Here is a 23,375-nt window from a genome sequence, read left to right on the forward strand (position 1 = left end):
TCCGGCCGGCACACCGGGAGGGGCCGGCGCGACGGAACGGAAGGAGCGGCTCAGCAGGGCGGGGACGAGCCCTTCTGGCCCTTGAGGTCGCGGTTGTAGAGCCATCCGGTGGCGTTCGTGCCGTCCACGCGCACGAAAGTCCACTGGTTTCCGTAGGAGTTGACGACGTAGCACTGGTACCAGAGCTTGGTCCCGTCCTTGACCAGACCGCCCTGTGCGCACTGCTGGTACGGCGCCGCCAGCAGGTGGTGGCTGCCGGATATGTAGCCGTAGGTGCCCGGCGCCGGGTCCTTGTGGGTCCAGCCGGCACAGCCCGTAGGTACGGGGCTCGGTTTGGCCGGGCCGGACGAGGAACCCTTCGGGGAGGGGGACGACGTACCGACCTTCTTCGAAGCGCTGACGGACGGTTTCGTCGTGGGCCCGGACCCGGAAGGAGACGGCGAAGGGCTCCGCGTACCCGGCTGCGCGCCCGGCTGCGCGCCCGGCTGTCCGCCGGTGGTCGTGGAGGCGTCGGGTGCCCGAGTCGGAGCCGCCGCCTGCGCCCGATCGTCGCCGCCGTCGCCGCCGCCCGAGGTCACCGCGTAGGTGACGCCGCCCGCGGCGAGGACGGCGCCGACCGCTACCGCCACCGCGACCCGGCCGCGGCGCCGAGCCCGGTCCACGCCCGTCGGGCCGGACTGGTCGACCGTGAACGGCTGACCGTACGGGGAGACCTGTGCGGGGCCGGGCGACGGGAAGCCGGGCTGCGGGGTGGGGGCGTAGGGCTGCGGAACCGATGCGGGCCCGGCGTCGAAACCGCCCGGGGGCGGGGGTCCGAAACCGACCGCGGGGCCGGGCACGGGCTGCTCGGCGGGCACGGGCTCCTCGGCCGGGGCGGGCTGCTCGGCCGGGGCGGGCTCCTCGGCCGGGGCGGACGGTTCCGTGGCGCCCGTCGCCGCGGGGACCGCACCGCCACCGGCCGCCACCTCCTCCAGCATGGCGCGGGCCCGGTCGGCGGTGGGCCGACGCTCCGGTTCCTTGGCCATCAGCGCCCGCAGCACCGGAGCGAGGGGGCCGGCGCGCCGGGGCTCCGGCAGCGGATCGCCGACGATCGCGGCCAACGTGGACCATACCGAGGTCCGGCGGAACGGCGAGACTCCCTCGACCGCCGCGTACAGGGTCATGCCGAGCGACCATATGTCGGAGGCGGGTCCGGGCTCCCTGCCCTGAGCGCGCTCCGGGGGCATGTAGTCGAGCGAGCCGACCAGCTCACCGCTGCGGGTCAGCTTCGCCATGGCCTCGTCGCCGGAGGTCTCGATCGTGGCTATGCCGAAGTCCGTGAGTACGACCCGCCCGTCGCGCTCCAGCAGTACGTTGCCCGGCTTCACGTCGCGGTGCAGGACGCCGGCGCGGTGCGCGGCGTCGAGCGCGTCCATCAACTTGGCGCCGATCGCGGCGGCCTCGTGCGGGTCGAGCGCGCCGCGCCGCGTCACCACCTCGTCGAGCGAGGGGCCGTCGACGAGTTCCATGACGATGACGGGCAGACCCTGCTCGTGCGTCACGTCGTGCACGGTGACGACTCCGCCGTGCCGGATGCGGGCGGCGGCCCGCGCCTCACGCTCCATCCGGGCTCTCAGGTCGGCCAGTTCGGCGTCGCTCGCGTCGGTGTAGGCCCGCAGGACCTTGACGGCGACCTCGCGGGCGAGGAGTTCGTCGACCGCCCGCGCGACCACGCCCATGCCGCCGCGGCCGATCACGGAGATCACCCGGTAGCGTCCCCCGAGCACCTTTCCGATCAGGTCCCGGTCGTTCGCTTCCCCCGTTTGACCCTCTGGCACCGCATGCTCCGTTCCGCGACCGGTCGTCCGTCTCGACCCGCTGACGGGGCACAAGCGTAGATGCACCATCCGCGGGCGGAGCACGCGGCCGCCCACCCGCCGTGCGGTGCGTCGCGCCGCGCGGCACCGCGTCGCACGGGACTGCCTCGGGGCATCCGACCTGCCCAACGAGGTCCCCTTGAGGGCCGGATGCGCCCCGTGGGGCGGGCAGGCCGGCGGGCACTCACGTACGGCAGGCACGGCAGGCACAGCAGGTACGTCAGGCACGGTTCGCAGGACGGCAGCCCGATCGAGCCAAGCGAAACGATCGTTTCATTGCGGATCCGACCGTTTCCGTGATCTAGTTGACATGCGCGGGTCTCGGGGTTCCACCGGACCGCACGTTCCCCCTTCCATCCCGTCCGGAGGGTCCATGAACGACGGGTACGAACAGCTCGCCGAGACCGTGAGAGAAGTCGAAGGGCTGCGACTGCAGTCGGGCCTCGACCGGGCGTCCGCCTTCAACCTGCCGGTCCTCTCCTTCCACACCTCGCTGGCGGAGGCCGACATCCGGCGGCTGCTCGACGGCGATCCCGTCGAAGCGCCGAAGAGCGGCCCGGCGGAACTGGCCCGCCGCATCGCGTTCCTCAAGGAAACGCGGCTGACCGTGGACAGGGACACCGGGAACCGGCGCCAGTACACGACCGCCGAGATCGCCGCGGGCAGCGGGATGACGCCTCAGTGGCACGGCAAGCTCCTGAACCGGAGCACGCCGAACATCTGGCACGGTGCGGGTCTGGCCAGGTTCTTCGACGTCCCCATGGAGTACTTCACCCACACTCCGCCCGAAGCCCTGAAGCGAGTTCTGGACAGCAAGGTCGTCCCGGACCTCACGGCGCTGCTGAAGAACCCTTCGGAAGCGGTGAAGAATCGTTACGCCCTGCAAGTCCAGCTTCGTCTCGGCGACACGGAACTGCCGCCGAACCTGGAGACGGCGCTGATGGCCTTCGTGGACGCGATCACCCAGGAAAGCTCCCGGCCTTGAGGTCGGGCCGGAGCCCGGGCCACTGACCCGGGCTCCAACAACAGGAAGCGGAAGGCCGGGCCGCGGCTTGACCGCCATCGGAAGGAACGCAGAGTGAGGGCATTCGGATGAGCGAGCGGCAGAGGGTCGATCTTCGCAAGGGCGTGTTCGCGGCTCTCGGGAGGGCGATTCGCCCGGGGAGCCTGCTCGTCGCCCCGAAGAACCACCTGACGCGACGGTCGACCGAACGCGGGATCGCGAAGTTCTGCGACGAGATCCTCGCGGGCCTCGGACGGCCGATCCCCTCGGATCCGGACACCTTGTTCGAGGTACTGAGGGCCGACGTCGAGCGACGCTTCAACGCGGATGACGACGGACTGCCCCACCGCCCGGTCCTCCTGCGCTTCCGCGAGTTCCCCGAGGAGACGGCCAGCGGCCTCACCGCCAGGTTCGACGACCGAGTCGTGATCATCATCGAGAGTAAGACCACCACGTTGCACCAGTTCGTAATTTTTGCACACGAGATCTGGCACACCCTGAGGGGTGAATGCCTGTCACACGGGACCCACAGCCAGGTGGCCACGGCGGCCGCCCGCTCGCTCGGTGGCGACGTGGCGAGCGACGACCTCGTCGCGCTGGCCGCGAGGAGCCACGTCAACACCGAGGAGGAGGACGACGCGGAGACGTTCGGGCTCCAGTTGGGGTCGCGCCTGCGGGAGTACCTCCAGGGCGGCGGAGCCGTGCCGGTCACCGGTCTGGCGGGCCGGATCCAGTCGAGCCTGGGCAGAGGCTACTGAGCATGACCGGATCGGACTACTACATACCCGCCGCCGTACTGGCGATCGCCCTGGTGGTGAAGTCGCCGTCGTTCTGGCACACCTGGCACTCACCGATGTCGAAGTCGATCTTCGTGATCCTCGCGGCCTCCGCGGCGGGCTTCGTCTTCGGCGCACCGCCGACGATCGAGCGGGTCAACCGGATCACCGGCGTCCCGAACATCTCGGCTCTCATCGTCTACTGCATCCTGTCGTGCCTGGCGTGCGGCTCTCTGGTGCTCCTCATCAACTGGCGCGGAGGAGCCGAGGAGACCGTCCGACGGCACACCAGGCTGTGGATCGCGGCGACCTCCGTGGTGATCGCGACCTTCTGCGTGCTCTTCTCGCTGAGCGACGTGCCGATCGAGCAGCAGCGCGACTTCGACACCTTCTACGCGAACACCCCGTTCGTCCGCGAGATGATCGTCCTCTACCTGACCGCACACACCGCCACGAGTCTCGTCGTGGCGACGAAGTGCTGGAGGTGGGCACGCGAACTGCGCGAGCTCCAAGCGGCGTGGACCCACTGGGGCCTGATCATCCTCGTGACCGCGTTCGGCCTGACCCTGTCGTTCGCCCTGCTCAAGTTCATCGCCGTGGGCGCCCGGTGGGCCGGTACGGACGCCTGGGATTCGCTCAGCACCGACATCGCCCCTCCGCTGGCGGGACTGGGCGCGGCCATGACCACCGTGGGTTTCCTGCTGCCGGTCGTCGGACCGCGGCTGGGGTCGATGTGGGGTTCCTGGCGGGCCTACCGGGCGATGGAGCCCCTTTGGCGTGCGCTGGAACCGTTCGCGGGGCCCGGCAAGCCCGTGCGGATCCGTCCCACCGCGTCGCTGGAGATCCGGGCGATGGCGAGGTCCACCGAAATCGCCGACCGTCTGCTCAACCTGGCGCCGCACCTGGACACCGGCCACCGCGAGGCGGCCGAGCGCTACGCCTCCTCGCACGGCTGCACGCCGGATGCCGCCATCATCTTCGCCGAGGCGGCGACCATCCACGCGGCCCTGGTCACCGCGGACGCGGCCAAGGTCCCGGCGTCCGTGCGGACCCCCGTGGCCATCGACGTGACCGCCGCGATTCCCACCCGTGTTTCCGGCACGAACGGTCTTGCCCGGCTGAGCATCCAGTTCTCCAACATCCACCGTTCCGGCTCCCCCGTCGGCGCCGACCGCTCGGAGAGCAACTGACCATGCTCATTGCCCCTCATCCGGCTCACGGACGCCCTCGGTGAACGCGGGAACGGCGTACCTGAGCTCGGCCGCCGGCTTGTTGGTCGCCACCGCCATCAAATTGTGGGCACTGCGGAAGAACCCGCGGGACCCGCTCCTGAGGGCCGTCACCGCGACCCTCTTCGTCGGCGCGCTCCTGTTCGTCACCGCCGCTCCCCCACATCTCGCGGCCATCAACGCGATGTTCGGCGTGCCGAACATCGCGGCCCCCATCGTCTACTCGATCCTGACCGCGTTCGACGCCGCCACGATCGTCCTGTTGATCCACTGGCGGGGCAACGACGACGCACGCGTCACCCGGCGGCAGACCCGCTCGTGCCTGACGGCCTACGCCCTGGTCGTCCTGGCCATCTGGGCCCTGTTCGCGCTGGGCGACGCACCGATCGAGCGGCTCCGTGACCTGGACACCTACTACTCCCGGACGCCCTGGATCCGCGAGATGGTCGTCCTCTACCTGGCGGCGCACAGCGTGGCGGCCGTCACCATGGTGGTGCTCAGCCGGCGTTGGTCGAAGCAGGTCAGCGGCACCCTCAAGGGCGGGCTGCTGCTGATCGCCGCGGGGGCGGCGTGCACGTTCGCGTACGACCTCTTGAAGTACACGGCGATCATCGCGCGTTGGCTCGGCCACGACTGGGACTGGTTGAGCACCCAGGTCGCCTTCTCCATCGCCAGTTTCAGCGCCTTCCTGATCGCCGCCGGATTCGTCCTTCCGCCCCTCGGACAGGGCGCCGGCTACCGGTGGCGGGCCCTGTGCCGGTTCCGCAGGCTCCATCCCCTGTGGCTGGAGGTCCGTCCGGAGATACCTTCCACGAGCCCGCCGCCCATGCCCTGGTGGCAGCCGGTGGAGCACCGCCTGATGCAGCGCGAACGGGACATCTTCGACGCGGTGCTGCGGCTGACGCCCTGGTTCGACCGCTCGACCGGCGCGAAGGTCTACGCGCTCGCTCTGGCCGAGGGCGCCGGCAGCCGGCGGGCCCGCAGCGAGGCCGATGCCTCCGTGATCGCCCACGCCGTGATCGGGAAGGGGCGTGCGGCGCCGGCGGTCCCGCCGGAGGTCCGGTGGACGATCAGCTCCATCGAGGAATCCGACGACCTCCTCGACATGTCCGACGCCATGCTGCGGTCCTCGCGGGTGGAGGTGACGCGGCAGTCGGCAGCACTCGCCGAGAACCGTGCATGACACCGGAGAAGAGGCCGCGAGCACGCATCCCGCCCGCCGCTCAGAGATCCTTCACAGAGAGACAGCGATGACCACCACACACCCGAAGCACGTCGAAGCCCTGATCATCGGCGGGGGGTACGCGGGCCTGCTGGCCGCCTCCGTGGTCGCCCTGGCCGGCTACGACGTACTCGTGCTCGCGGGCCGTACCGGCGACGGGTCGGGGGCGGCGGGTGCGGCGGCCGCCCAGCACGGCGAGGTCCTCCACATCGGAGGCATGTGGGACGTCAACGACCTGGCGTACGGCTCGGGCGCGCTGCTGCGGCGTCGTGGTGCTCGGACGTTCCCCCTCCCGGCCGGCGCCCACCTGTCGCGGACGCGCCCGCGCGCGTGGGGCACGCGCGAGCTGCTGACGTGCAGCCGGGACCTGCTCACAGCGGTGCTGCGCGAGATCGTGGTCGCCAACCCGGCACACGAGCGGAGCACCGCCGTCCTCGACGGCGCCCACGTCGTCGGGCTCATCGGTGACGAGTCGGCGGTGCTCGGTGCGCGCGTGCGCTTCGACGACGGGCCGGAGGAGGAGATCACGGCGCAACTCGTCGTCGACGCGAGCGGCGCCGATTCGTGCAGTGCGACGTGGCTGACCGATCTCGGTGTGGCCGCCGTGCCGGTCACCACGCGCGGCACGGCCGGGTTCATGGCCGGCCGTCGCTACCGGGCACCGGACGGGCAGTCGGACGTCGCCCTGACGGCTGTCGCGGACGGCGCCCACAGCGCGGTGCTCGTCCCGATCGAGAACGACCTGTGGGCCGTGACCCAGACCGCCCCCGACCGTGAACGGATCACCGGTGGGGAGGCCTTCGCCGCCGCCGCACTGGCCATGTCCGACCCCGCCGTGGGCCGGCTGATCGCCGACGCGACACCCGCGGGCGACGTGTTCGTCTCACCGACGTCGACCCGCTGGCACCGGTACGAGCGCATCCGCGGGCCCCGCGGCTTCGTCGTCATCGGGGACGCCCTGGCGACCTTCAGCCCTCTGGACGCGCGGGGGCAGTTGGCCACCGAAGCCGCGGCCAGGTCCCTGCGCGTGGCGCTCGGTCGCGGCATCAGCCACCCGACGGCGTCCCGAAGGGCCCAGCAGGCGATCGCCGAGGAGGTCGCCCAGCTGTGGTCCGATCCGCAGACGGGGCCCATGGGCGGAAGCCGGCTCAGGCCCGTCACCCCGAGCCTCTCGGCGCGTCTCGCCCGCGTGCGGACGGCGGCAGGTCGGATTCTGAGGGGGCGGGACCGCTGAACCGGCCCGCATCCGGCCCGGGCGGGGCACCGACCGCGTTCCGAACCGTCTCCGCGGGCCGTGCGCCGAACCGTAGTGCGCGGGCCACGACGGGACTTCACCTGACGACAACCGGAGGAAACCTTCCATGCACCTGTCCACACCTCTCGAACTGCGCAACGGCAGCCGCATCGCGAACCGGATCGCCAAGGCGGCCATGGAGGAGAGCATGGCCCGCCAGCCCGGACAACTGCCCGGACCGGAGATCGAGGAGCTGTACCGAAGTTGGGCGCGCGGCGGGAGCGGATTGATCATCACGGGCAACGTGATGGTGGACAGACGGGCCCTCACGTCGCCGGGAACGATCGTGCTCGACGCCGGAACCGACCTGGCCCCGTTCCGCCGCTGGGCCGCCGCGGCCGGTTCGGGGGGCGGCCAGGTCTGGATGCAGATCAACCATCCCGGTCGGCAGGTCCGGTCGGACCTGCCCGGTGTCGCGTGGTCGCCGTCCGACATCGGTGTCAGCCTCGGGAAGCACACGAGCGCCTTCGCCCGCCCGACGGCCATGACGGAGGCGGACATCCGGGCCACCATCCGCCGGTTCGCGACGACGGCCCGCCTCGCGGAGGAGAGCGGTTTCCACGGCGTCCAGGTCCACGCGGCCCACGGCTACCTCCTCAGCCAGTTCCTCTCCCCCTTGGTCAACCGCCGTACGGACCAGTGGGGCGGCAGCCTGGAGAACAGGGCCCGACTGCTGTTGAGCGTGGTGCGCGCCGTCCGGGCGGCGGTGACCCCGGGGTTCGCCGTGAGCATCAAGATCAATACCGCGGACTTCCAGCGGGGCGGCTTCGACGTCGACGAGGTCGAGCAGGTGCTCGGCTTCCTCACGGACCTCGACGTGGACCTGGTGGAACTCTCCGGCGGAAGCATGGAGAGCGCGGCGACCATGGGCCGCACGGCCGACGACAGGAAGCTCGGCCGTGAGGCGTACTTCCTCGCCATCGCCGAGCGGCTCGTCGCCTCCGCGCCCGTGCCGCTCATGCTGACGGGGGGCATCGGCCGTCGCACGTCGGCCGAACTGGTCCTGGCGAGCGGGTTCGCGATGGTCGGACTGGCCACCGCCCTGGCTCTGCGCCCCGACCTCCCGGCACGCTGGGAGCAGGGTGAGGACATCGAGGTCGCCGCGCCGCGCCTCAACTGGCGTGACAGGGACATCGCCAGCGCGGGCGTGCTGGCCCTGGTCCGGACCCACATGGGCCGCGTTTCCCGGGGCCTCGCGCCTCGCGCCCGCACCTCCGCCCGCCTCGCCCTTGCCCGTGAGGGCCTGCGGAACCGAGGAACGATCCGGGCGTACGGGCGGTGGCTCGCCCAGAACCCGGCACCGGAGGCGGACACCCCCGGCGGCTGACCGATCCGGCCCGCCGAACGCCGGTGTGCCCCGTGGTGGTTCAGGCCGGATCCGGCAGGTCGTCCTGTGCCTCCTCGGGGGCGGGCACCCACCGGTATACCGCCACGCCGTCATCATCGGGGCCCCGTAGATAGCGCCCGATCTCACGGCTACCACTATGCGCGGCCAAGGTCACCTCTGTGGCTTGGATCCCCTCGATGCCCGCGAGAGGACCACCGACGAAGCGCGTAATGATCATCATGGGATTCTAGGGCTCCCGTCCGGACCCCACTCGACTTCCGCCATACCGGCCAAGGCCGGGGCAGAAAGCAGACCCGCATGGCCGGTACGACCCCCTCTCGGTCCCGAGTCCTGATCCTCGGAGGCGGGCTGAGCGGCACCCTGGCCGCCGCGGCGCTCGCTCCGTACAGCGACGGAGTCGACATCGTCGAACGGCACGCCCTGCCGGACACCCCGCGAGCCCGTCGCGGACTCCCCCAGGCCCGCCACGCCCACATGCTCTGGTCGGGCGGGGCCGACGCGATCGAGTCGCTGCTGCCCGGAACCATGGAGATGTGGCTGGGCGCCGGCGCGCACCGGATCCCCCTTCCCAACGGCATGGTCTCCCTCTCCCCCGGCGGTTGGTACCGGCGTTGCTGGCCCGAAGCGCAGTACCTCATCAGCGCCGGCCGCGACCTCGTCGACTGGGCCGTCCGCACGCGCGCCCTGGCGCTGCCGGGAGTACGTCTGCTCTCCGGGGCCGAGCCGGTCCGCCTCCTCGGCACCCGCACCCGGGTCACCGGTGCGGTCATCCGGCATCGGGACGGCACGGAGGAGGTTCGTGAAGCCGACCTGGTCGTCGATGCCACGGGCCGCTCCTCCCGCGCTCCGAACTGGCTGGCCGGGCTGGGGCTGCCGGCCGTTCCCGAGACCGTCGTCGACGCGGGAGTCGCCTACGCGAGCCGCCGCTACAAGGCCCCCGTGGACACCGCGTGCTGGCCGGTCATCAACGTCCAGGTCGACTCCCGACTGGCCGGGCCCGGCTCGGGCGGCACCATCCTGCCCATCGAGGGCGGTGAGTGGATGGTCAGCCTCGCCGGCACCCGCGGCGGGCAGCCCACCAGTGCGCAGTCCCGGTTCACCGCGTTCGCCCGCACCATGCGGAGCCCCCTCATAGCGGAGTTCCTGGACCGGTGCGAACCCCTCGGCCCGGTGATCGTCACCCGGAACACGACCAACCGGCGGCGCCACTACGAGAGGCTCCGCGTGGACGGGTTCGTCGCGCTCGGGGACTCCGCCACCGCTCTCGACCCGCTCTACGGGCACGGCATGTCCGCGGCGGCCCAAGGCGCCCGCGCCCTGCGGGACCTGGCCTCGAACAGGGACATCGGGTCGAAGGGATTCGCGCGGCGCGCACAGCGCGCGATCGGCCGACCGGCTGCCGCCGCCTGGCTGTTGGCCGTCACCCAGGACGCCGCCTTCCCCCGGACGATCGGCAAGAGGCCCACGTTCGCCGACCGCGTCGCCGCCAGGTACGTCAACCGCCTGATCACGACCGCCTGTTCGGACTTCACCGTTGTCGAGGCCCTCACCGACGTCATGACCCTTCAGACCGGCGGCGCGGTCCTCGCCCGCCCTCGGGTCGTCCTCGCCGCGATCCGCGGACCGCGACTCCCCCCTCTCGCCGGCCCCGACCTCACTCCCGCGGAACAAGCGGTGCTCCTCGGCCGCCCCGCGCCCGCGCCCACCACCTGACGACGGCCGGGCCGGCGGGCGGGGTCGAGGAGGACCCCCACCGTGATGGGGGTCACATGCAACGATGAAGTGGCTGCGGACACTACACAGCGTGGACCACCAATTGTTCGCGGAACTCTACGACGCACATGCCGGCACGGTGTACGCGCACGCCGTCCGCATGACCGCCGACCGCACCGGAGCCGAGGACATCGTCTCCCTCACCTTCCTCGAAGCCTGGCGGCTGCGCGACACGTTCGACGGCGTCACGCACCACAGGGCCTGGCTGCTAGGGATCGCCACCAACGTCATCCGCAACACCCGGAGGACTGCTCGCCGTCACCGTGACGCGATGGCCCGGCTGCCACCGGCCGACGCCGTGCCCGACCTGGCGGACGCCGTCGTCTCCCGGATCACCGATTCGGCCCGGGCCGCGGCCACCCTGACCGCTCTGGACCGGCTGCGGCGCACGGACCGCGAGGCCTTGCTCCTGCACGTGTGGTCGGGGCTCAGCCACGAGGAGGTGGCGCGGGCGTGCGGGGTGCCCGTGGGCACCGTGCGCTCGCGCCTGTCCCGCGCACGGACCCGGCTGCGCAAGCTCGCGGCCGTTCACCTCACCGGGCCCCCGACCGCACGAGACGCGCCGGCACCCCGCACCGCACGGGAGGGAAACCTGTGAACGCCCCCGAAGACGCACGACGAGACCGGTTCGACGCGGCCGACGCGGCCGACGACGTCCGGCACCTGCCCGGTCTCTCCGAAGCGGAGCTGCCCTTCCACGGACACCGGCGGATCAAGGAGCACCTGATGCGCGAGACCGCCGGGGCCACGCGTCCCGCCGGGGTCTTCTCCCGTCCCGCCCGGGTTCGCTCCCGTCGCACCCGAGGCCTGTTCCTCGCGGCCGGGGCCGCCACCTGCGCGGTGGCCCTGGCCGCCGTCCTCGGCGTGCACGGCTCCGACGGGCCCCCCGCCGCGGCCCGGCCCGAGCCGGCAGCGGTGCGGCTGCTCGATCGCGTGGCACTGGCGGCGCAGACGGCGGGGGCTCCGGCCGTCCGCGACGGACAGTTCCTCTACACCAGGACGGTCGGGCACTCGACCTCCCTCTCCGAGACCGCGAACGGGGACATGGAAGCCGCTCGGACCGACGAGTCGGCCGAGAGGTGGGTTTCCGTCGACGGAGCGGCCGGCACCCTCACCCGCACGACCGGGGGCGAGAGCACGGATCCGGTATCGGGTACGCACAAGGCCGGTATCAACAGTCCCACCTACCGGTTCCTCGAAACCCTTCCGACGGATCCCGCCCGTCTCCTGGAGGTCATCCACGAGGACACCCTCCTCAACCACGGCGCCGGCTCGGGGTCGACGACCGGGCCCGACCAGCAGGCGTTCGTCGCCATCGGGGATCTGCTCCGCACCACGGAGGCCCCGCCCGGGGTGAGCGCCGCCCTGTATCGCGCCGCGGCCCGCATCCCGGGCGTCGTCCTGATTCCCGAGGCAACGGACGCCGCGGGCCGCCACGGGGTCGCGGTCGCCCGCGTCCACAAGGGCGAACGAACCGAATGGATCTTCGACGAGCAGAGCCTGCGCCTCCTGGGCGAGCGCACCGTCCTCCTCAAGGACAGCAGCTGGGGGAAGGCGGGGACGGCGGTCACATCGGTGGCCATCGTCGGCCGTGGCGTCACGGACGTCGCCGGCGCAGTGCCGTAGCCCCGCGGGGCGTCACACGAGCCCCTCTCCCGGCCCGGCAGGCGTCGCCAGAGCGGTACAGGTGGTTGCTCACCGTGAGATTCGGGCGGCTCCGGGGTGAGCCGTCCCATAGGACCCACGTCACATACGACCCCGGATAGTGGACCGCAGGGGCCCGGTACGACCTTCCGTACCGGGCCTCCACCTGCACCGATGCCCTGGTCGCTGCCGTGGGGTCGTGGGTCCCCGGCTGCGAGGGCGGGTAGTAATCGGGTTCGTTGCCAGGCCACCGGGCCGTCTGTAGAACTGGATGAGTCGCCGAGCGGCCCGGGTGTTTCACCCGCCGCTGACGAAGCCCTCCGCATCACCTGAGTGGCTCACGCACGTCCTGGACGTGCAGCGACCGCCCTCGTCCCCTGTGGAAGGCCCTCCCGTGTCGAACACCGTCATCCGCCGCATCGCCGCCTCGAAGAAGGCCCTCGCGGGCACCGTCGTCGCCCTCGGCGTCGCCGGCTCCATGCTCGCCACGGTCCCCGCCCAGGCCGCCCCCATGAGCGCCAAGGCCGTCGCCCAGCAGATGATCAAGGACCCGGCACAGTTCGCGGCGTTCAACAACATCGTCTCGCGTGAGAGCGGCTGGAACCACACCGCGACGAACTCCTCCTCCGGCGCCTACGGCCTGGTCCAGGCCCTCCCGGCCTCGAAGATGTCCTCGGCCGGCTCCGACTGGAAGACCAACCCCGCCACCCAGATCAAGTGGGGCCTGGACTACATGAACTCCCGCTACGGCAGCCCCGTCGGCGCCTGGAACTTCTGGCAGACCCACCACTGGTACTGAGCCACCAGCGGAACCCAAGACGCACAAGAACGCCCGGCCGGGAAACCCCCGCCGGGCGTTTTCGCGTCCCCGGGTTGCCGCGCTGCGGTGGGTGCGGCCCTGCACGACGCCGCCGCGCGCGCCTGCCGGTCCCGGATCGTCAGTCGGTGGTCAGGGTCGTGTCGCGCCGCTCGTACCAGCGCAGGGAGTCGGCGATGCCCTCTTCGAGGGAGTGTCGGGCCTTCCAGCCGAGGAGTTCCTGCGCGAGGTCGACGCGGGCATAGGCACCGGCGGAGTCGCCGGGGCGCCGTTCGGTCTCCACCGTGGTCAGCGGGGCACCGGTGACGTTTTCGAACGCGGTGACGAGCTCGCGGACGGTGGTCCCGCGTCCCGTGCCGAGGTTGATGACGCGGTAGGGCTCGTCGCGCGTGATGGCGGCGAACTGCTGGACGGCCTTGACGTGGGCGTCGGCCAGGTCCCAGACGTGCACGTAGTCGCGGATCCCGGAGCCGTCACGGGTGGGGTAGTCGGTGCCCGTGAGGGGGAAGTGGCTGCCCGCGTGGTGGACGTCGATCATCTTGCCCAGGGCGTGGGTGGGCGTACGGATCTGGAGGCCGGTGCGCAGGAGGGGGTCGGCGCCGATGGGGTTGAAGTAGCGCAGCGAGATGACGTCGAGGGTTCCGGCGGCGGCGACGTCGGCCAGGACCGTCTCGAAGAGGGCCTTGGTGCGGGCGTAGGGGCTGAGCGTTTCGAGGGGGGAGTTCTCGTCGACGGAGAAGTCCTCGGGGTCCGCCCTGTAGATGGAGGCGGAGCTGCTGAAGAGGAGGTTCCGGCAGTTGTTGCGGGTGAGGTGTTCAAGGAACTGGATGCCCTTGGACACGTTCTCGCGGTAGTAGCCGAGGGGGTTGGCGACGGAGTCGGGAACGACGATCAGGGCCGCGCAGTCGATGGCCGTGGTGATGTCGGGGTGGTCGGCGAAGATTCGGTCGACGAGGGAACCGTCGCAGATGTCTCCCTCGTAGAAGGTCCGACCTTCGGTGAACTCGCGGCGACCGGTGGCCAGGTTGTCGAGGATGACGGGGGTGATGCCGCCGTCGATGCAGGCCGAGGCGATGGTCGAGCCGATGAAACCGGCGCCGCCCGCGATCAGTACCTTCAAGGGTTCTTCCTCAAGTGTTCGGTGGAGCTTCGATACGTGTGCCGACCGTCCCGCCCGACGAGCCCGGGACGCCGGAGTCCGGTCCGGCAGCCGCCAGGTGGGGCGGGACTGTCCTGTGTTCCTGTGGGGGTGCCCCCCTTGCCATGACGTGGAAGCCCCGGCATTTGGTTGCGTACGGGGCGCCGCAGCGTGGGCGGGGACGCCCAGGGGTCCGGCTGCCGGCGCCGTCGGCGAACCGCGGTTACGTGCAGTCCGGCCGCTGCTCGGGGCGGTCGGTGCGCATCCCGCGACCGCATCCACGAGTGCCCCGGCCCCAACCCGGACGGGCGCCACCGGGTTGGGGATCCGGGCCCACCATGCGTACCGGGGTCGTTAGGATGCGCAGATGCCTAACGCCGTCGCATGCGCCCTGGTTGCCCCGGCCGCCGCGGGCTGCGCCCTGTCGGCAAGGGCCTCCGGTCCGAATCGGCGACGCCGAGGCCTACGTGTTCGGCACGTCGGACGAGTCCGGAAGCACCACGATGACGAGACGGCCAACGTCGCAGAAGGGCTGAACCCGTGCGGGAAAAGCTGATGAAGGCGGCCACGACGGCCGGCCCGATCGCGTGGAAGGCGGCAGGTGTCGTCGGTCGCGTGGCCCTCGGCGTGTTGAAGGTGGCATTCGCCGCGGAGAACCGGGTGGGTTTCTCGGTCCATGCCGTCCGCCGTGACCTCGACGAGATCGAGCGACTGCTCGACACGCTTCCCGCCGACGGGCGGGACGTCGCCCTGGAGGCCGTGGCGTCGGCCCTCGACGACGCCCGGTCGTCCGTGGCCGAGGCGCTGAAGGTGCTCGAGGACGTGCACGACGAGTACAAGGGCGAGGGCGAGGACGAGTTCACCACCAAGGCCTGACTCCACCGCGCTCCGGGACCTGGGGCTCATCGGCTGGCGTGTCCACCCGTCGGGAGCCCGGACGGACATCGCCGCACCGGCCGCCGCCGGGTACCGGCCGGGCCCGGTTGAGGCTCGGGCCGGCCCGTACGAGGGGTCGAGCACCGCGCGTACCCTTGCGCCCATGGGAACAACAGCCCCGAAGGACCGGGGCGTGGAAACCTCGCACGAGGTCTGCCGACGCGTCCACGGTCACGAAGCCCGTGCCCGCTGCCTCCCCGAGTCGTGGATGTGCCACGTCTTCCACGTCGACGGCAGTCTGCGGGACGTCCGGGTGCTGGACGCGGGCCGCGCCGATTGGATCGCGGTCCTCGAACACCTGCGGTCGATCGCCGACGAGACCGAGGTGGAGCACCCGTACGACCGGCTCGATCCGCTGCGGCCCGCCGTCGCCGACCTCTTCCGCGTCTGGTGCGACGAGCCGGCCGGGGAGGGGACGAGTTTCTGCTTCCGGGTCCGGTTCGGCACCGTATGGTTCTTCGCCCTGCCCCACGACGAGGAGGAGATCGAGTTCTCGCTGTGGCCCGACGAGGTCGTCGACGGAGCAGGGGTGGCCGCCGTGCTGCGGTTCCTGACCGAGGTGGGCACGGCCTGCGGGCGCCCGGTGCTGCTCACCGGTGAGAGCGTCCAATACCACCCGGGGCTGCGGACCCTGATCCGTCACGACCCCGCCCTCGGCCTCAGCCACCACATCTGACCGTCTTCGGGGGTCCCCGCAGCGATCGTTCGGCATCTCGCCTACGGTCGCTCCATGACCAAGAACGGCGTAGTTGAGGACGAGGCGATCCGTGCGGCGTGGGACTCGTACCGGGTCCTGGAGAAGCGCACCTCGGCCCAGGAGCGCCGGCAGGCGCAGCGGCGGGTGGAGGCCGCGATGGACGTCCACGGGCGTGACGAGGTGTCCCGGGGCACTGTCTTCCTGGTGGGCGTGCTGACCGGGTACCTGATCGCCGAGCAGCCCGGCGGCAAGGACCGTATCGACCCGCTCGACGACCTGATCCCCGCGGTGATCCGCAGGCTTCCCACCTTCGAGTTGGCCGACCCCACCCAGGTCCCGATGGTCACCGGTGTCCTCATGGCAGCCGCGATGGGCATGGACACCGTGGCGTGGCGGGAGCAGTTCGGACCGATCGCTCCGGAAGAGGCTCTGGTGCACGGCTTCGTGTTGTGGCTGCTCGCCGACCTCTTCGACTCGCTGGTCGAACGACCCGGCGCCATCGACGGGATGATGCGGCAGACCTTCGAGGCCATGGCCATCGAACAACACCGGTGACGTGCGGGCGACCCGGCCCCGTGCGGGGCCGCGGGGCCGCGATTCCCTCCGGCGTGGCCCGCGTCCGAGGGCGCTGCCGCGTCCCCGGTCGTCCGATCCGCCCGCTTCACCACCGAAACCGACCCCTCAGGGAGAGGACCCAACACCCCGATGTCCATATGGCCTTCCATCGTCGCCGTACTCGGTACCCTCGCCGGCGCCCTGACCGCCGGTGTCCTCCAGCACCGTTCGGTACGGACCGCACGCGTCGAGGAGCGCGCCCACGGCCACCGCCAGGACCAGCTCGCCGCCGTCACCGACTTCGCGGCCGCCCTGGACGCACACCGCTCGGCGATCTTCCATCGGGAGCGCCTCGCCCTGGCCGAGGCGGGCACCGAGCACCAGTTGGAGGCACAGACGAAGTCCCACGACACCCGTGCGGCCATCACCGCGCCCCACATCCGCCTCCAGATCCTGGTTCCCGAGTTGGCGGGCCCCGCCCAGCAGGCCGCGGACGCCACCTACGTCCTGCGCAAGTCCGTCGACCGGACCGAACTCGACGTCCGGCGGCACGCGGCCAAGGAGGCCTCGGTCGCCTTCATCGCAGCGGCCGCCACGCTGCTGAGCCCCGACCACCACTGACCGGGGCGAGCCCTCGCCGGGACCTTGACGGACCCTTCGCGGTCCGACACCGATCCGCGTCCGGGAACCGTCCGTGTCGGTGGGGCGGTGATGCCGCATCGGGCAACGCGCCTTCGTCGGAAGCCTTGTGGGAGTTCACGGAATGATGAGGACCTTGCCCCTGATCCGCCCGGACTCACTGCTCCGGTGGACGTCCGCGAGGTCGGACAGTGCACGTGACTCGCTGATGTCGATGCCGAGCGCGGCGGCGTCGACGAGGTTCACCAGCGCCGCGAGATCCGCGACGTCGTTGCGTGCGACCATGTGCTTCGTGCTCACCCCGGTGCCGGCGGTCGGTTCGATCGGGGTCGCGATCGACACGATCCGCCCGCCCGGACGCACCAGGGTCGCCAGGGCGGCGGCGTCCCTCGGACCCAGCGGAACCAGATTGAGCAGGGTGTCCACCGGCCCGTCGAGCGCGTCGCCGACCGGACCGGCCGTGTAGTCGATGACTCGGTCCGCGCCTTGTCCGCGGACCGCGTCGGTGCTCCGAGGGCCGGCCGTGGCGATCACCTCCGCTCCGGCGTACTTCGCGAGCTGCGTCACGAAGCCTCCGACGCCGCCGCCGGCGCCGTTGACCAGCACCCGCCGGCCGGCAACCACCTTCCCGTGCTCGAACACCGCCTGCCAGGCCGTCAGACCGGCCACGGGAAGGGCCGCGGCGTGGGCGAGCGGGACGGACCTCGGCGCCGGAACCAGCAGGTCAGCGGGTGCACGGACATACTCGGCCGCCGCACCCCCGGCGCCGAGCCGTCCGATGACCCGGTCGCCGATGGCGGGGCCCTCCGTCCCCGGGCCGATTTCGACGACGGTGCCGGCTACGTCCCAGCCCAGGGTGTAGGGGAGGTCCACGGGGAGGAAGGCGTGCAGCAGCCCGGCTCGCAGGGCTGCCTCGGTCGGATTGAACGAGGTGGCGGCGACCCGGACCAGCACCTCACCGGGGGCGGGTCGTGGACGGTCAACGGTCTCGTGGCGGATCACGGAGGTATCGCCGTACTCGTGGATGCGTGCGCTCTTCATCGTCGTCATGCGGCGAATCTACGACCGCGCGGAGAGACGATCCATGCGCGACAGTGCCCCGTTCATGTGTGTGCGTCTCGCACCCGTACCCTCGACCGCATGGACGTACTCAGCGACGTGGTCGCGGTGACCCGGACCGGCCGTCCCCGGGCCGCGTACGTGCGGTGGCACGCCCCGTGGGGACAGGAGTTCGCGGCCGTCCCCGGGTCGGCGGGTTTCCAGGTGGTCCTGCGGGGTTCCTGCTGGCTGCTGCCCCCGAACGCGGAGCCCGTTCGACTGGGCACGGGCGACGTGGTGTTCCTCCCCCACGGCAGCGGGCACACACTGGCCGACAGCCCCGAAGGCCTCCTGACGGCCCCTGCCTGCGCCCCCGACGACCGTGAGCCGTACGCCGACCGCGCCTCGGACGGCGTCGACCGGACCGGAGGCGGCGGACAGGTCACCGTGGTGCTGTGCGGGGCCTACCGACTCGACCCGTCCCGCACCCACCCGCTCCTGCTGACCCTCCCCGATCTGATCCACCTGCCGGCACGGCCGGACCGTCATCCCGAGCTGCGCGCGGCCGTTGAACTCCTGGCCACCGAGCTGCGGAACCCGCGTCTCGGCACGGACGCGGCCGTACCCGCGCTCCTGGACGCGCTCCTGCTGTACATCCTGCGCATTTGGTTCGCCGATCAGAGCGCCCGTGGTGCCATCACCGGGGCCGGGTGGGCCGCCGCGCTGAACGATCCGCCCGTCACCGCCGCCCTCCATGCCATCCACCGGGACCCGGCGGCGCCCTGGACGGTGGCGGGACTCGCCGCGGAGGCCGGACTCTCCCGGGCACCCTTCGCAAGACGTTTCGCCACCCTGGTCGGCCAACCGCCCGTCGGCTACCTGACCTGGTGGCGGATGACCACGGCGGCGCGCCTGCTGCGGGCATCCGATGTGCCGTTGAGGTCCCTGGCCGCCCAGGTCGGCTACACGTCCGAGTTCGCCTTCGCGCACGCGTTCAAGCGTGCGCACGGAACCGCACCGGGCGCCTACCGGCGAACGGGCTGATGCGGAGGGCGACTTGGTGATGAGGAGGGCGGCTTGCGGATCGCGGCGCCCTCGGCCGTCCGCCTCGTGGCCGCGATGTTGCTCGACAGCGGTGGACCGTACCGCTCATCGAGCCATCCCGGCGGTGGTCGCCCGGCGTTCGTGGTCCCTCGCGGCGCCGTCGACGTACCGGTCCGTGAGCAGGGCGACGGCGAGCCGGGCCTGGAGTGCGGCCAGGGCGCGGACCACCGGGACCGAGGTGGCCAGGAGGAACACTCCGATGGCGGTGTTGAAGCCGATGTCGGCGGCCCGCGAGGAGGTGTCGAAGATCAGCTCGGTCAGGCCCCGGTTGTCGTCTCCCCGGGGAAGGGACCACGACCAGGTGGCGTAGAGCAGCTCGCCGATGCCGCCGAGGGTCCAGGTCAGCGCCACGCTGAAGGTCGTGATCCGGAGCGGGAAGGCGACGACCGCATGGGCGAGGTCACGCCAGGACCGCGGGTCGCGTACCGCGCTCAGCGTTCCCGCCCATCCCGTGCCGGTCGGCAGCGGGCGCCGCGAGGGCATCGGGCGGCCGGTGACGGCCGTGACGCGCCGGCGCTCCCGGTCGGCCAGGGACCGGGCCGCGCGCAGTGTTCCGGCCAGGATCGGCAGCCCGACCCACACCACCAGGGTGGACACCCCGAGGGCCGCTCCGGTCACGGCGACGGTGAACGCCGCGAGCCCGAGAGGTAGTCCGGACAGTAGGTATGCCAGCTCGCCGCGGAACCGGCGGGCTCGCGGCTCGGGCGCGGTGGGATCCGGCGACACCGTGGGGCGTGGGGCGGTCTCAGTCATGGGACCACACTCGCTGTTCCGCAAGGTCGGGACGAGCCTGCTACCCCGCCGGCGGAGGGTGGGGCTTACCCCACCACGTCGTCGAAGCGGGGCATGTCCTCGGGCGGACCCTCGTAGACGTGGGCCCGAAGGGCAGTCGGGGTGTCGAAGGCGTCGGCTTCGCCGCGGTACACGGCGACCAGCGAGCCCGGCCCCCACCACCAGGTGTCGGCCGCGCCCGCCACCGACGGCACCGGCCGCAGGCCGCCGAGGTCGAGGGATTCCACGGCACGCCCCCGTACGGTGGTGACGCGAGCGGCATGGACGCGGGCGGTGTGGGCGAGCGCCAAGGACTCCACCCACCCCTCGACGCTCGCGTGCAGGGCGATCCTGCGGACACCGCGGATCGCGAACTCTCCGTGGGGGCCGATCAGGAAGCCGAACGCCACGGAGCAGCGCTGGTCTCCGGCCGGGAGCCACCAGCCCTCCTCGTCGGAGCCCTCCGGTACGTCCACGCTCAGCACGCCGGGTCCGCCTTCGTACCAGGGCGACGGTGGCAGGACGAGCCCGCCCCAGCGGGCCTCGTAGTCCGCCGCCCGGTCGATGACCTCGGCCGGAACACCCGACTCCCGCCATCGCGACCGGTACCGCTCCACGTCGAGGCGTTCCGTCCGGACCGCGTGGGCCGCCAGGAAACGGGCGGACAACTCGCTCAGCCCGCCGGGCACTTCATCATGTGGGCTGCTCATCGCAGGAGCGTAACCCGGCCGCGAACACGGCAGTGCGGAGGCACCCGCGCACGCAGCGGGCCCGGGCACTCAACGCCCCCGCCCACGCTGTGGGCCGTGGCGTTCCGGGGCGACGGGCCCGTACTCATACGTCGTCCGCGGCAATCACCCCTCGTCCGCCACCAGGATCCGCAGCGCCTCCAGGGCGACGGTGGCGGCCGACCCGATCCCGTCCGCGACGACCTCGCGGTGCGGGTTGTAGCCGCCGGTCGCCTCCTCGTCGACGAGGTCGTCGGCGTTCGCGCCGTCCAGCACCAGTACTCCCCCCGCGATCAGCCCGCGCAGCGAGGCCGTCACCAGCAGTGCGGACAGCTCCATCTCGATCGCGGCGACACCGGCCTTGCCGTAGGCCGGGAGGGGGATGAGCCCGGGTTGGAAGGCGGCGCGCGTCCAGACGATGCCCCGATGGTGGCGTACGCCCGCCGCGCGGGCCGCCTGCTGGAGCGCCAGTACCGCCTCCGGCGTGGCGACCGCGGGATACTCCGGCGGCAGCAGTTGCCCGGTCACCCCGTCGTCGCGTACCGCCGCCTCCGCGATCACGAGGTCGCCGTCTGCCAGGCCCGGCCGGATGGCACCTGCCGTGCCCAGTCTGATGAGGGTGCGCACACCCGCTTCCGCCAGCTCCTGGAAGAGCAGGATCGCCCCGGGGGCGCCGACCCCGTGGGAGGCGACCGCGATCGGGAGTCCCCGCCACGTGCCGGTGAAGAGGCGGTATTCGCGGTGGTGGGAGACCTCCTCGGCGCCGTCGAGCCGTGCCGCGACGGCTTCGGCGCGCGCCGGGTCGCCGACGACGAGCGCACGGGCGGGCAGGCCGGCGCGCGGGATGCGGGTGAGGGGCAGCGGTTCCTGTGTCATACGACGACTCCAGTGGTACGGGTGGCACGGCGGCGGCGCGCCGTGGTGACGAAGAGGGCCACGAGGGTGACGGCGTACGGCGCGGCGTCCGTGGCCTGCTGCGGGAGGCCGAGTCCCTGGAGCCGGAAGCCGACCGCTTCGGCGGCGGCGAACAGCAGGGCCGCGAGCAGCACGCCGAGGGGCAGGGCGCGGCCGAGCATGACCGCGACCACCGCGATCCAGCCGCGGCCGGCGGTCATGTTCTCGGAGAACAAGGTGACGTTGCCGAGGGCCAGTTGGGCGCCGCCCAGGCCGCACAGCGTCCCGGAGGCCAGCACGGCGCCGTAGCGGTACTTGGTGGGGCTCACTCCCAGGGCCGCCGCGGCGTCCGGAGCCTCGCCGACCCCGCGTAGCCGCAGCCCCCACACGTGGCGGGACAGGGTGAGGGCGGCGAGGGCGACGGCGGCCCAGGAGAGGTAGGTCAGTGGTGACTGTCCGCCGATCAGCGGGAGTCCGGCCAGCAGGGGGTCGTCGAAGGTGCCGCGTACGCCGAAGACCGTGCGCAGCAGGAAGCCGGTGAGGCCGACGGCGAGGAGGTTCATGGCCACGCCGAGCACCACCGCGTCTCCGCGCAGTGTGACCGCGCCGACGGCCAGGATCAGGGAGTACGCGGCGGCGGCGAGCGCTGCCGCGAGTACTCCGAGCCACGGGCTGCCGGTGAACCAGCTCGTGGTGACGGCGCTGAAGCAGCCGATCAACATCATGCCTTCGAGGCCGATGTTGAAGACGCCGGCCCGTTCGCAGATCGCCCCGCCGAGCGCGGCGAGCAGGATCGGGGTGAGCGCGCGGAGCACCGAGAGGAGGAGGTCGGCTTCGAGGGACATCAGGCGGCCTTCCCGTCTTCGTGCGCCCGCCGGCGCGGTCGGGGCCACGCCATCCGCAGCTTGGAGGCGAGGAGGACGATGACGAGGGCCTGCAACACCTGCGTGAGCTCGCGCGGCACCTCGGTGACCCGCTCCATGCTCAGGCCACCGACTTGCAGGACGGTGAAGAAGAGCGCGGCGAGCACCGTGCCGATCGGTGCGGCCGCGGCGAGCAGTGCCGCCGTGAGCCCGGTCCAGGTGTAGCCGGGTGCGGTGAGCGCTCCGTCGAGGAAGCGGTGGGGGAAGCTGAGCACCCCGATGGCCCCCACCAGGCCGGCGATGGCGCCCGAGGTGCCCATCAGGCGCAGGGTCAGCCGCGTCCGGTCCACGCCCGCGTATGCGGCGAACCGTGGGTTCAGGCCGGTCATCCGAACCTCGTAGCCGGTGCTGGTCCGCGTATCGGCGAAGGCGTACACGAAGGCCACGACGGCCACGAGGAGCAGGCCGACGGTGACCGTGGTCGACCCGAACGCGGGCAGGGCCACGCCTTCGGGGAGCCGCCGGGTCTGCGGCAGGCTGGAGCCCGGCTCCTTCAGCGGATACCGCGCCAGGTAGGAGGCGAGGGAGACCGCGGGGTAGGACAGGAGCAGGCTGCTCACCAGCAGCGGTACCCCGAGGCGGGTCTCGCACACCGCGGCGAGTACGGCGTACGCGGCTCCGGCCGCCATGCCCGCGAGGAGTGCCGCGGCGACGGCGAGGGGGGCGGGCAGCGGTGCGTGGAGGCCGGTGACCGTTGCGGCGAGGCCGCCGAGGACGAGTTGACCGTCGCCGCCCAGGTTGATGAGGCGGGCGCGCAGCGGCACGGCCAGCGCGAGGGCCATGCCGAGGACGCTGGTGCCGGTGGTCAAGGTCGCGGCGAGCCCGTCGGGGCCGAGGGAACCGCTCAGGACGGCCCCGTACGCGGTGAGCGGGTCCGCCCCGGCGGCGGCCAGGAGGAGCGCCCCGATGAGGAGGGCGGCGACGACGGAGAAGAGGACGGGAGAGCACAGTACGGAGACGTGCGCACGGGGTGTGGTCGAGGTGGTCATG

General features: G+C 72.0%; 24 protein-coding genes. 15 read left to right on the top strand and 9 right to left on the bottom strand.

Going from position 1 to position 23,375, the window contains the following annotated elements; translation table 11 throughout:
• Window positions 1–50: 50 nt before the first annotated feature.
• Window positions 51–1,718 carry a serine/threonine-protein kinase gene (locus ACFVS6_RS11250; RefSeq protein WP_389702943.1) on the bottom strand — a complete coding sequence of 556 codons (1,668 nt, stop codon included), beginning with the start codon at window positions 1,716–1,718 and terminating at the stop codon, window positions 51–53.
• A 511-nt stretch (window positions 1,719–2,229) separates the two neighbouring features.
• On the opposite strand from ACFVS6_RS11250, the gene ACFVS6_RS11255 reads away from it, so the two are divergent.
• From ACFVS6_RS11255 to ACFVS6_RS11280, 6 genes are all read left to right on the top strand, one after another.
• Window positions 2,230–2,841, top strand: coding sequence for a hypothetical protein (locus ACFVS6_RS11255; RefSeq protein ID WP_389702757.1), 612 nt, complete (start codon window positions 2,230–2,232; stop codon window positions 2,839–2,841).
• 107 nt (window positions 2,842–2,948) lie between these two features.
• Window positions 2,949–3,617 carry a toxin-antitoxin system, toxin component gene (locus tag ACFVS6_RS11260; protein WP_389702759.1) on the top strand — a complete coding sequence of 223 codons (669 nt, stop codon included), beginning with the start codon at window positions 2,949–2,951 and terminating at the stop codon, window positions 3,615–3,617.
• Window positions 3,618–3,619: 2 nt separating this feature from the next.
• A complete protein-coding gene (locus ACFVS6_RS11265) occupies window positions 3,620–4,825 on the top strand; it encodes an MAB_1171c family putative transporter (RefSeq protein WP_389702760.1) in 1,206 nt (401 codons plus the stop codon).
• Window positions 4,826–4,865: 40 nt separating this feature from the next.
• Window positions 4,866–6,047, top strand: coding sequence for an MAB_1171c family putative transporter (locus ACFVS6_RS11270; protein WP_389702761.1), 1,182 nt, complete (start codon window positions 4,866–4,868; stop codon window positions 6,045–6,047).
• Window positions 6,048–6,114: 67 nt separating this feature from the next.
• Window positions 6,115–7,320 carry an FAD-dependent oxidoreductase gene (locus ACFVS6_RS11275; protein ID WP_389702763.1) on the top strand — a complete coding sequence of 402 codons (1,206 nt, stop codon included), beginning with the start codon at window positions 6,115–6,117 and terminating at the stop codon, window positions 7,318–7,320.
• Window positions 7,321–7,447: 127 nt separating this feature from the next.
• Window positions 7,448–8,707 carry an NADH:flavin oxidoreductase/NADH oxidase family protein gene (locus ACFVS6_RS11280; protein WP_389702765.1) on the top strand — a complete coding sequence of 420 codons (1,260 nt, stop codon included), beginning with the start codon at window positions 7,448–7,450 and terminating at the stop codon, window positions 8,705–8,707.
• A 40-nt stretch (window positions 8,708–8,747) separates the two neighbouring features.
• On the opposite strand, the gene ACFVS6_RS11285 is transcribed toward ACFVS6_RS11280, so the two are convergent.
• The gene (locus tag ACFVS6_RS11285) at window positions 8,748–8,945 is read right to left on the bottom strand and encodes a hypothetical protein (protein WP_389702767.1); all 198 of its coding nucleotides are present in this window, start codon (window positions 8,943–8,945) and stop codon (window positions 8,748–8,750) included.
• An 80-nt stretch (window positions 8,946–9,025) separates the two neighbouring features.
• Between ACFVS6_RS11285 and ACFVS6_RS11290 the strand changes: the two genes are divergently transcribed.
• From ACFVS6_RS11290 to ACFVS6_RS11305, 4 genes are all read left to right on the top strand, one after another.
• Entirely contained in the window at window positions 9,026–10,441 is a 1,416-nt protein-coding gene (locus tag ACFVS6_RS11290) for an FAD-dependent oxidoreductase (protein WP_389702768.1), read from the top strand.
• 91 nt (window positions 10,442–10,532) lie between these two features.
• The gene (locus ACFVS6_RS11295; RefSeq protein ID WP_389702770.1) at window positions 10,533–11,099 is read left to right on the top strand and encodes an RNA polymerase sigma factor; all 567 of its coding nucleotides are present in this window, start codon (window positions 10,533–10,535) and stop codon (window positions 11,097–11,099) included.
• Window positions 11,096–12,127 carry a CU044_5270 family protein gene (locus tag ACFVS6_RS11300; protein ID WP_389702772.1) on the top strand — a complete coding sequence of 344 codons (1,032 nt, stop codon included), beginning with the start codon at window positions 11,096–11,098 and terminating at the stop codon, window positions 12,125–12,127. Before ACFVS6_RS11295 ends, ACFVS6_RS11300 begins: the two co-directional genes overlap by 4 nt.
• Window positions 12,128–12,539: 412 nt before the next feature.
• Window positions 12,540–12,944 (top strand): transglycosylase SLT domain-containing protein, encoded by a 405-nt coding sequence (locus ACFVS6_RS11305; RefSeq protein WP_389700807.1) that lies wholly within the window; start codon window positions 12,540–12,542, stop codon window positions 12,942–12,944.
• A 139-nt stretch (window positions 12,945–13,083) separates the two neighbouring features.
• Here ACFVS6_RS11305 and galE read toward each other — a convergent pair whose 3' ends face one another.
• Complete coding sequence (gene galE, locus ACFVS6_RS11310; RefSeq protein ID WP_389702774.1) at window positions 13,084–14,082, bottom strand: UDP-glucose 4-epimerase GalE; 999 nt, start codon at window positions 14,080–14,082, stop codon at window positions 13,084–13,086.
• Window positions 14,083–14,640: 558 nt separating this feature from the next.
• On the opposite strand from galE, the gene ACFVS6_RS11315 reads away from it, so the two are divergent.
• The 4 genes from ACFVS6_RS11315 to ACFVS6_RS11330 all read left to right on the top strand — a co-directional run bounded on the left by ACFVS6_RS11315 (window position 14,641) and on the right by ACFVS6_RS11330 (window position 16,909).
• On the top strand, window positions 14,641–14,976 hold the full coding sequence (locus tag ACFVS6_RS11315; RefSeq protein ID WP_389702776.1) for a hypothetical protein: 336 nt from the start codon (window positions 14,641–14,643) through the stop codon (window positions 14,974–14,976).
• A gap of 163 nt (window positions 14,977–15,139) precedes the next feature.
• Window positions 15,140–15,712, top strand: coding sequence for a hypothetical protein (locus tag ACFVS6_RS11320; RefSeq protein WP_389702777.1), 573 nt, complete (start codon window positions 15,140–15,142; stop codon window positions 15,710–15,712).
• Window positions 15,713–15,766: 54 nt separating this feature from the next.
• Complete coding sequence (locus ACFVS6_RS11325) at window positions 15,767–16,288, top strand: hypothetical protein (RefSeq protein ID WP_389702779.1); 522 nt, start codon at window positions 15,767–15,769, stop codon at window positions 16,286–16,288.
• Window positions 16,289–16,438: 150 nt separating this feature from the next.
• Window positions 16,439–16,909, top strand: coding sequence for a hypothetical protein (locus ACFVS6_RS11330; RefSeq protein ID WP_389702780.1), 471 nt, complete (start codon window positions 16,439–16,441; stop codon window positions 16,907–16,909).
• 135 nt (window positions 16,910–17,044) lie between these two features.
• On the opposite strand, the gene ACFVS6_RS11335 is transcribed toward ACFVS6_RS11330, so the two are convergent.
• The gene (locus tag ACFVS6_RS11335) at window positions 17,045–17,977 is read right to left on the bottom strand and encodes an NADP-dependent oxidoreductase (protein ID WP_389702781.1); all 933 of its coding nucleotides are present in this window, start codon (window positions 17,975–17,977) and stop codon (window positions 17,045–17,047) included.
• A gap of 90 nt (window positions 17,978–18,067) precedes the next feature.
• Between ACFVS6_RS11335 and ACFVS6_RS11340 the strand changes: the two genes are divergently transcribed.
• Window positions 18,068–19,009: an AraC family transcriptional regulator gene (locus tag ACFVS6_RS11340; RefSeq protein WP_389702782.1), complete on the top strand. Its 942-nt coding sequence runs from the start codon at window positions 18,068–18,070 to the stop codon at window positions 19,007–19,009.
• Between the two features lie 105 nt (window positions 19,010–19,114).
• Here ACFVS6_RS11340 and ACFVS6_RS11345 read toward each other — a convergent pair whose 3' ends face one another.
• The 5 genes from ACFVS6_RS11345 to ACFVS6_RS11365 form a co-directional block, all read right to left on the bottom strand.
• On the bottom strand, window positions 19,115–19,822 hold the full coding sequence (locus tag ACFVS6_RS11345; RefSeq protein WP_389702784.1) for a sensor domain-containing protein: 708 nt from the start codon (window positions 19,820–19,822) through the stop codon (window positions 19,115–19,117).
• 65 nt (window positions 19,823–19,887) lie between these two features.
• A complete protein-coding gene (locus ACFVS6_RS11350) occupies window positions 19,888–20,550 on the bottom strand; it encodes a hypothetical protein (protein WP_389702785.1) in 663 nt (220 codons plus the stop codon).
• Between the two features lie 144 nt (window positions 20,551–20,694).
• A complete protein-coding gene (locus tag ACFVS6_RS11355; RefSeq protein WP_389702787.1) occupies window positions 20,695–21,444 on the bottom strand; it encodes a nucleoside phosphorylase in 750 nt (249 codons plus the stop codon).
• Window positions 21,441–22,307 (bottom strand): ABC transporter permease, encoded by an 867-nt coding sequence (locus tag ACFVS6_RS11360; protein WP_389702789.1) that lies wholly within the window; start codon window positions 22,305–22,307, stop codon window positions 21,441–21,443. Before ACFVS6_RS11360 ends, ACFVS6_RS11355 begins: the two co-directional genes overlap by 4 nt.
• The gene (locus ACFVS6_RS11365) at window positions 22,307–23,374 is read right to left on the bottom strand and encodes an ABC transporter permease (protein ID WP_389702791.1); all 1,068 of its coding nucleotides are present in this window, start codon (window positions 23,372–23,374) and stop codon (window positions 22,307–22,309) included. Before ACFVS6_RS11365 ends, ACFVS6_RS11360 begins: the two co-directional genes overlap by 1 nt.
• Window position 23,375: the final 1 nt, after the last annotated feature.

The organism is Streptomyces sp. NPDC057939 (assembly GCF_042887545.1).
In the GTDB taxonomy this organism is placed as follows: domain Bacteria; phylum Actinomycetota; class Actinomycetes; order Streptomycetales; family Streptomycetaceae; genus Streptomyces.

Bases quoted from the DNA above. Each gene is read 5' to 3' on its own strand.
- ACFVS6_RS11325 (WP_389702779.1), top strand. From the start codon at position 15,767: ATGACCAAGAACGGCGTAGTTGAGGACGAGGCGATCCGTGCGGCGTGG.
- ACFVS6_RS11345 (WP_389702784.1), bottom strand. From the start codon at position 19,822: ATGACTGAGACCGCCCCACGCCCCACGGTGTCGCCGGATCCCACCGCG.
- ACFVS6_RS11355 (WP_389702787.1), bottom strand. From the start codon at position 21,444: ATGACACAGGAACCGCTGCCCCTCACCCGCATCCCGCGCGCCGGCCTG.
- ACFVS6_RS11365 (WP_389702791.1), bottom strand. From the start codon at position 23,374: ATGACCACCTCGACCACACCCCGTGCGCACGTCTCCGTACTGTGCTCT.
- ACFVS6_RS11255 (WP_389702757.1), top strand. From the start codon at position 2,230: ATGAACGACGGGTACGAACAGCTCGCCGAGACCGTGAGAGAAGTCGAA.
- ACFVS6_RS11330 (WP_389702780.1), top strand. From the start codon at position 16,439: ATGTCCATATGGCCTTCCATCGTCGCCGTACTCGGTACCCTCGCCGGC.
- ACFVS6_RS11350 (WP_389702785.1), bottom strand. From the start codon at position 20,550: ATGAGCAGCCCACATGATGAAGTGCCCGGCGGGCTGAGCGAGTTGTCC.
- ACFVS6_RS11340 (WP_389702782.1), top strand. From the start codon at position 18,068: ATGGACGTACTCAGCGACGTGGTCGCGGTGACCCGGACCGGCCGTCCC.
- ACFVS6_RS11360 (WP_389702789.1), bottom strand. From the start codon at position 22,307: ATGTCCCTCGAAGCCGACCTCCTCCTCTCGGTGCTCCGCGCGCTCACC.
- ACFVS6_RS11260 (WP_389702759.1), top strand. From the start codon at position 2,949: ATGAGCGAGCGGCAGAGGGTCGATCTTCGCAAGGGCGTGTTCGCGGCT.
- ACFVS6_RS11275 (WP_389702763.1), top strand. From the start codon at position 6,115: ATGACCACCACACACCCGAAGCACGTCGAAGCCCTGATCATCGGCGGG.
- ACFVS6_RS11320 (WP_389702777.1), top strand. From the start codon at position 15,140: ATGGGAACAACAGCCCCGAAGGACCGGGGCGTGGAAACCTCGCACGAG.
- ACFVS6_RS11285 (WP_389702767.1), bottom strand. From the start codon at position 8,945: ATGATCATTACGCGCTTCGTCGGTGGTCCTCTCGCGGGCATCGAGGGG.
- ACFVS6_RS11290 (WP_389702768.1), top strand. From the start codon at position 9,026: ATGGCCGGTACGACCCCCTCTCGGTCCCGAGTCCTGATCCTCGGAGGC.
- ACFVS6_RS11265 (WP_389702760.1), top strand. From the start codon at position 3,620: ATGACCGGATCGGACTACTACATACCCGCCGCCGTACTGGCGATCGCC.
- ACFVS6_RS11280 (WP_389702765.1), top strand. From the start codon at position 7,448: ATGCACCTGTCCACACCTCTCGAACTGCGCAACGGCAGCCGCATCGCG.
- ACFVS6_RS11335 (WP_389702781.1), bottom strand. From the start codon at position 17,977: ATGACGACGATGAAGAGCGCACGCATCCACGAGTACGGCGATACCTCC.
- ACFVS6_RS11250 (WP_389702943.1), bottom strand. From the start codon at position 1,718: ATGGGCGTGGTCGCGCGGGCGGTCGACGAACTCCTCGCCCGCGAGGTC.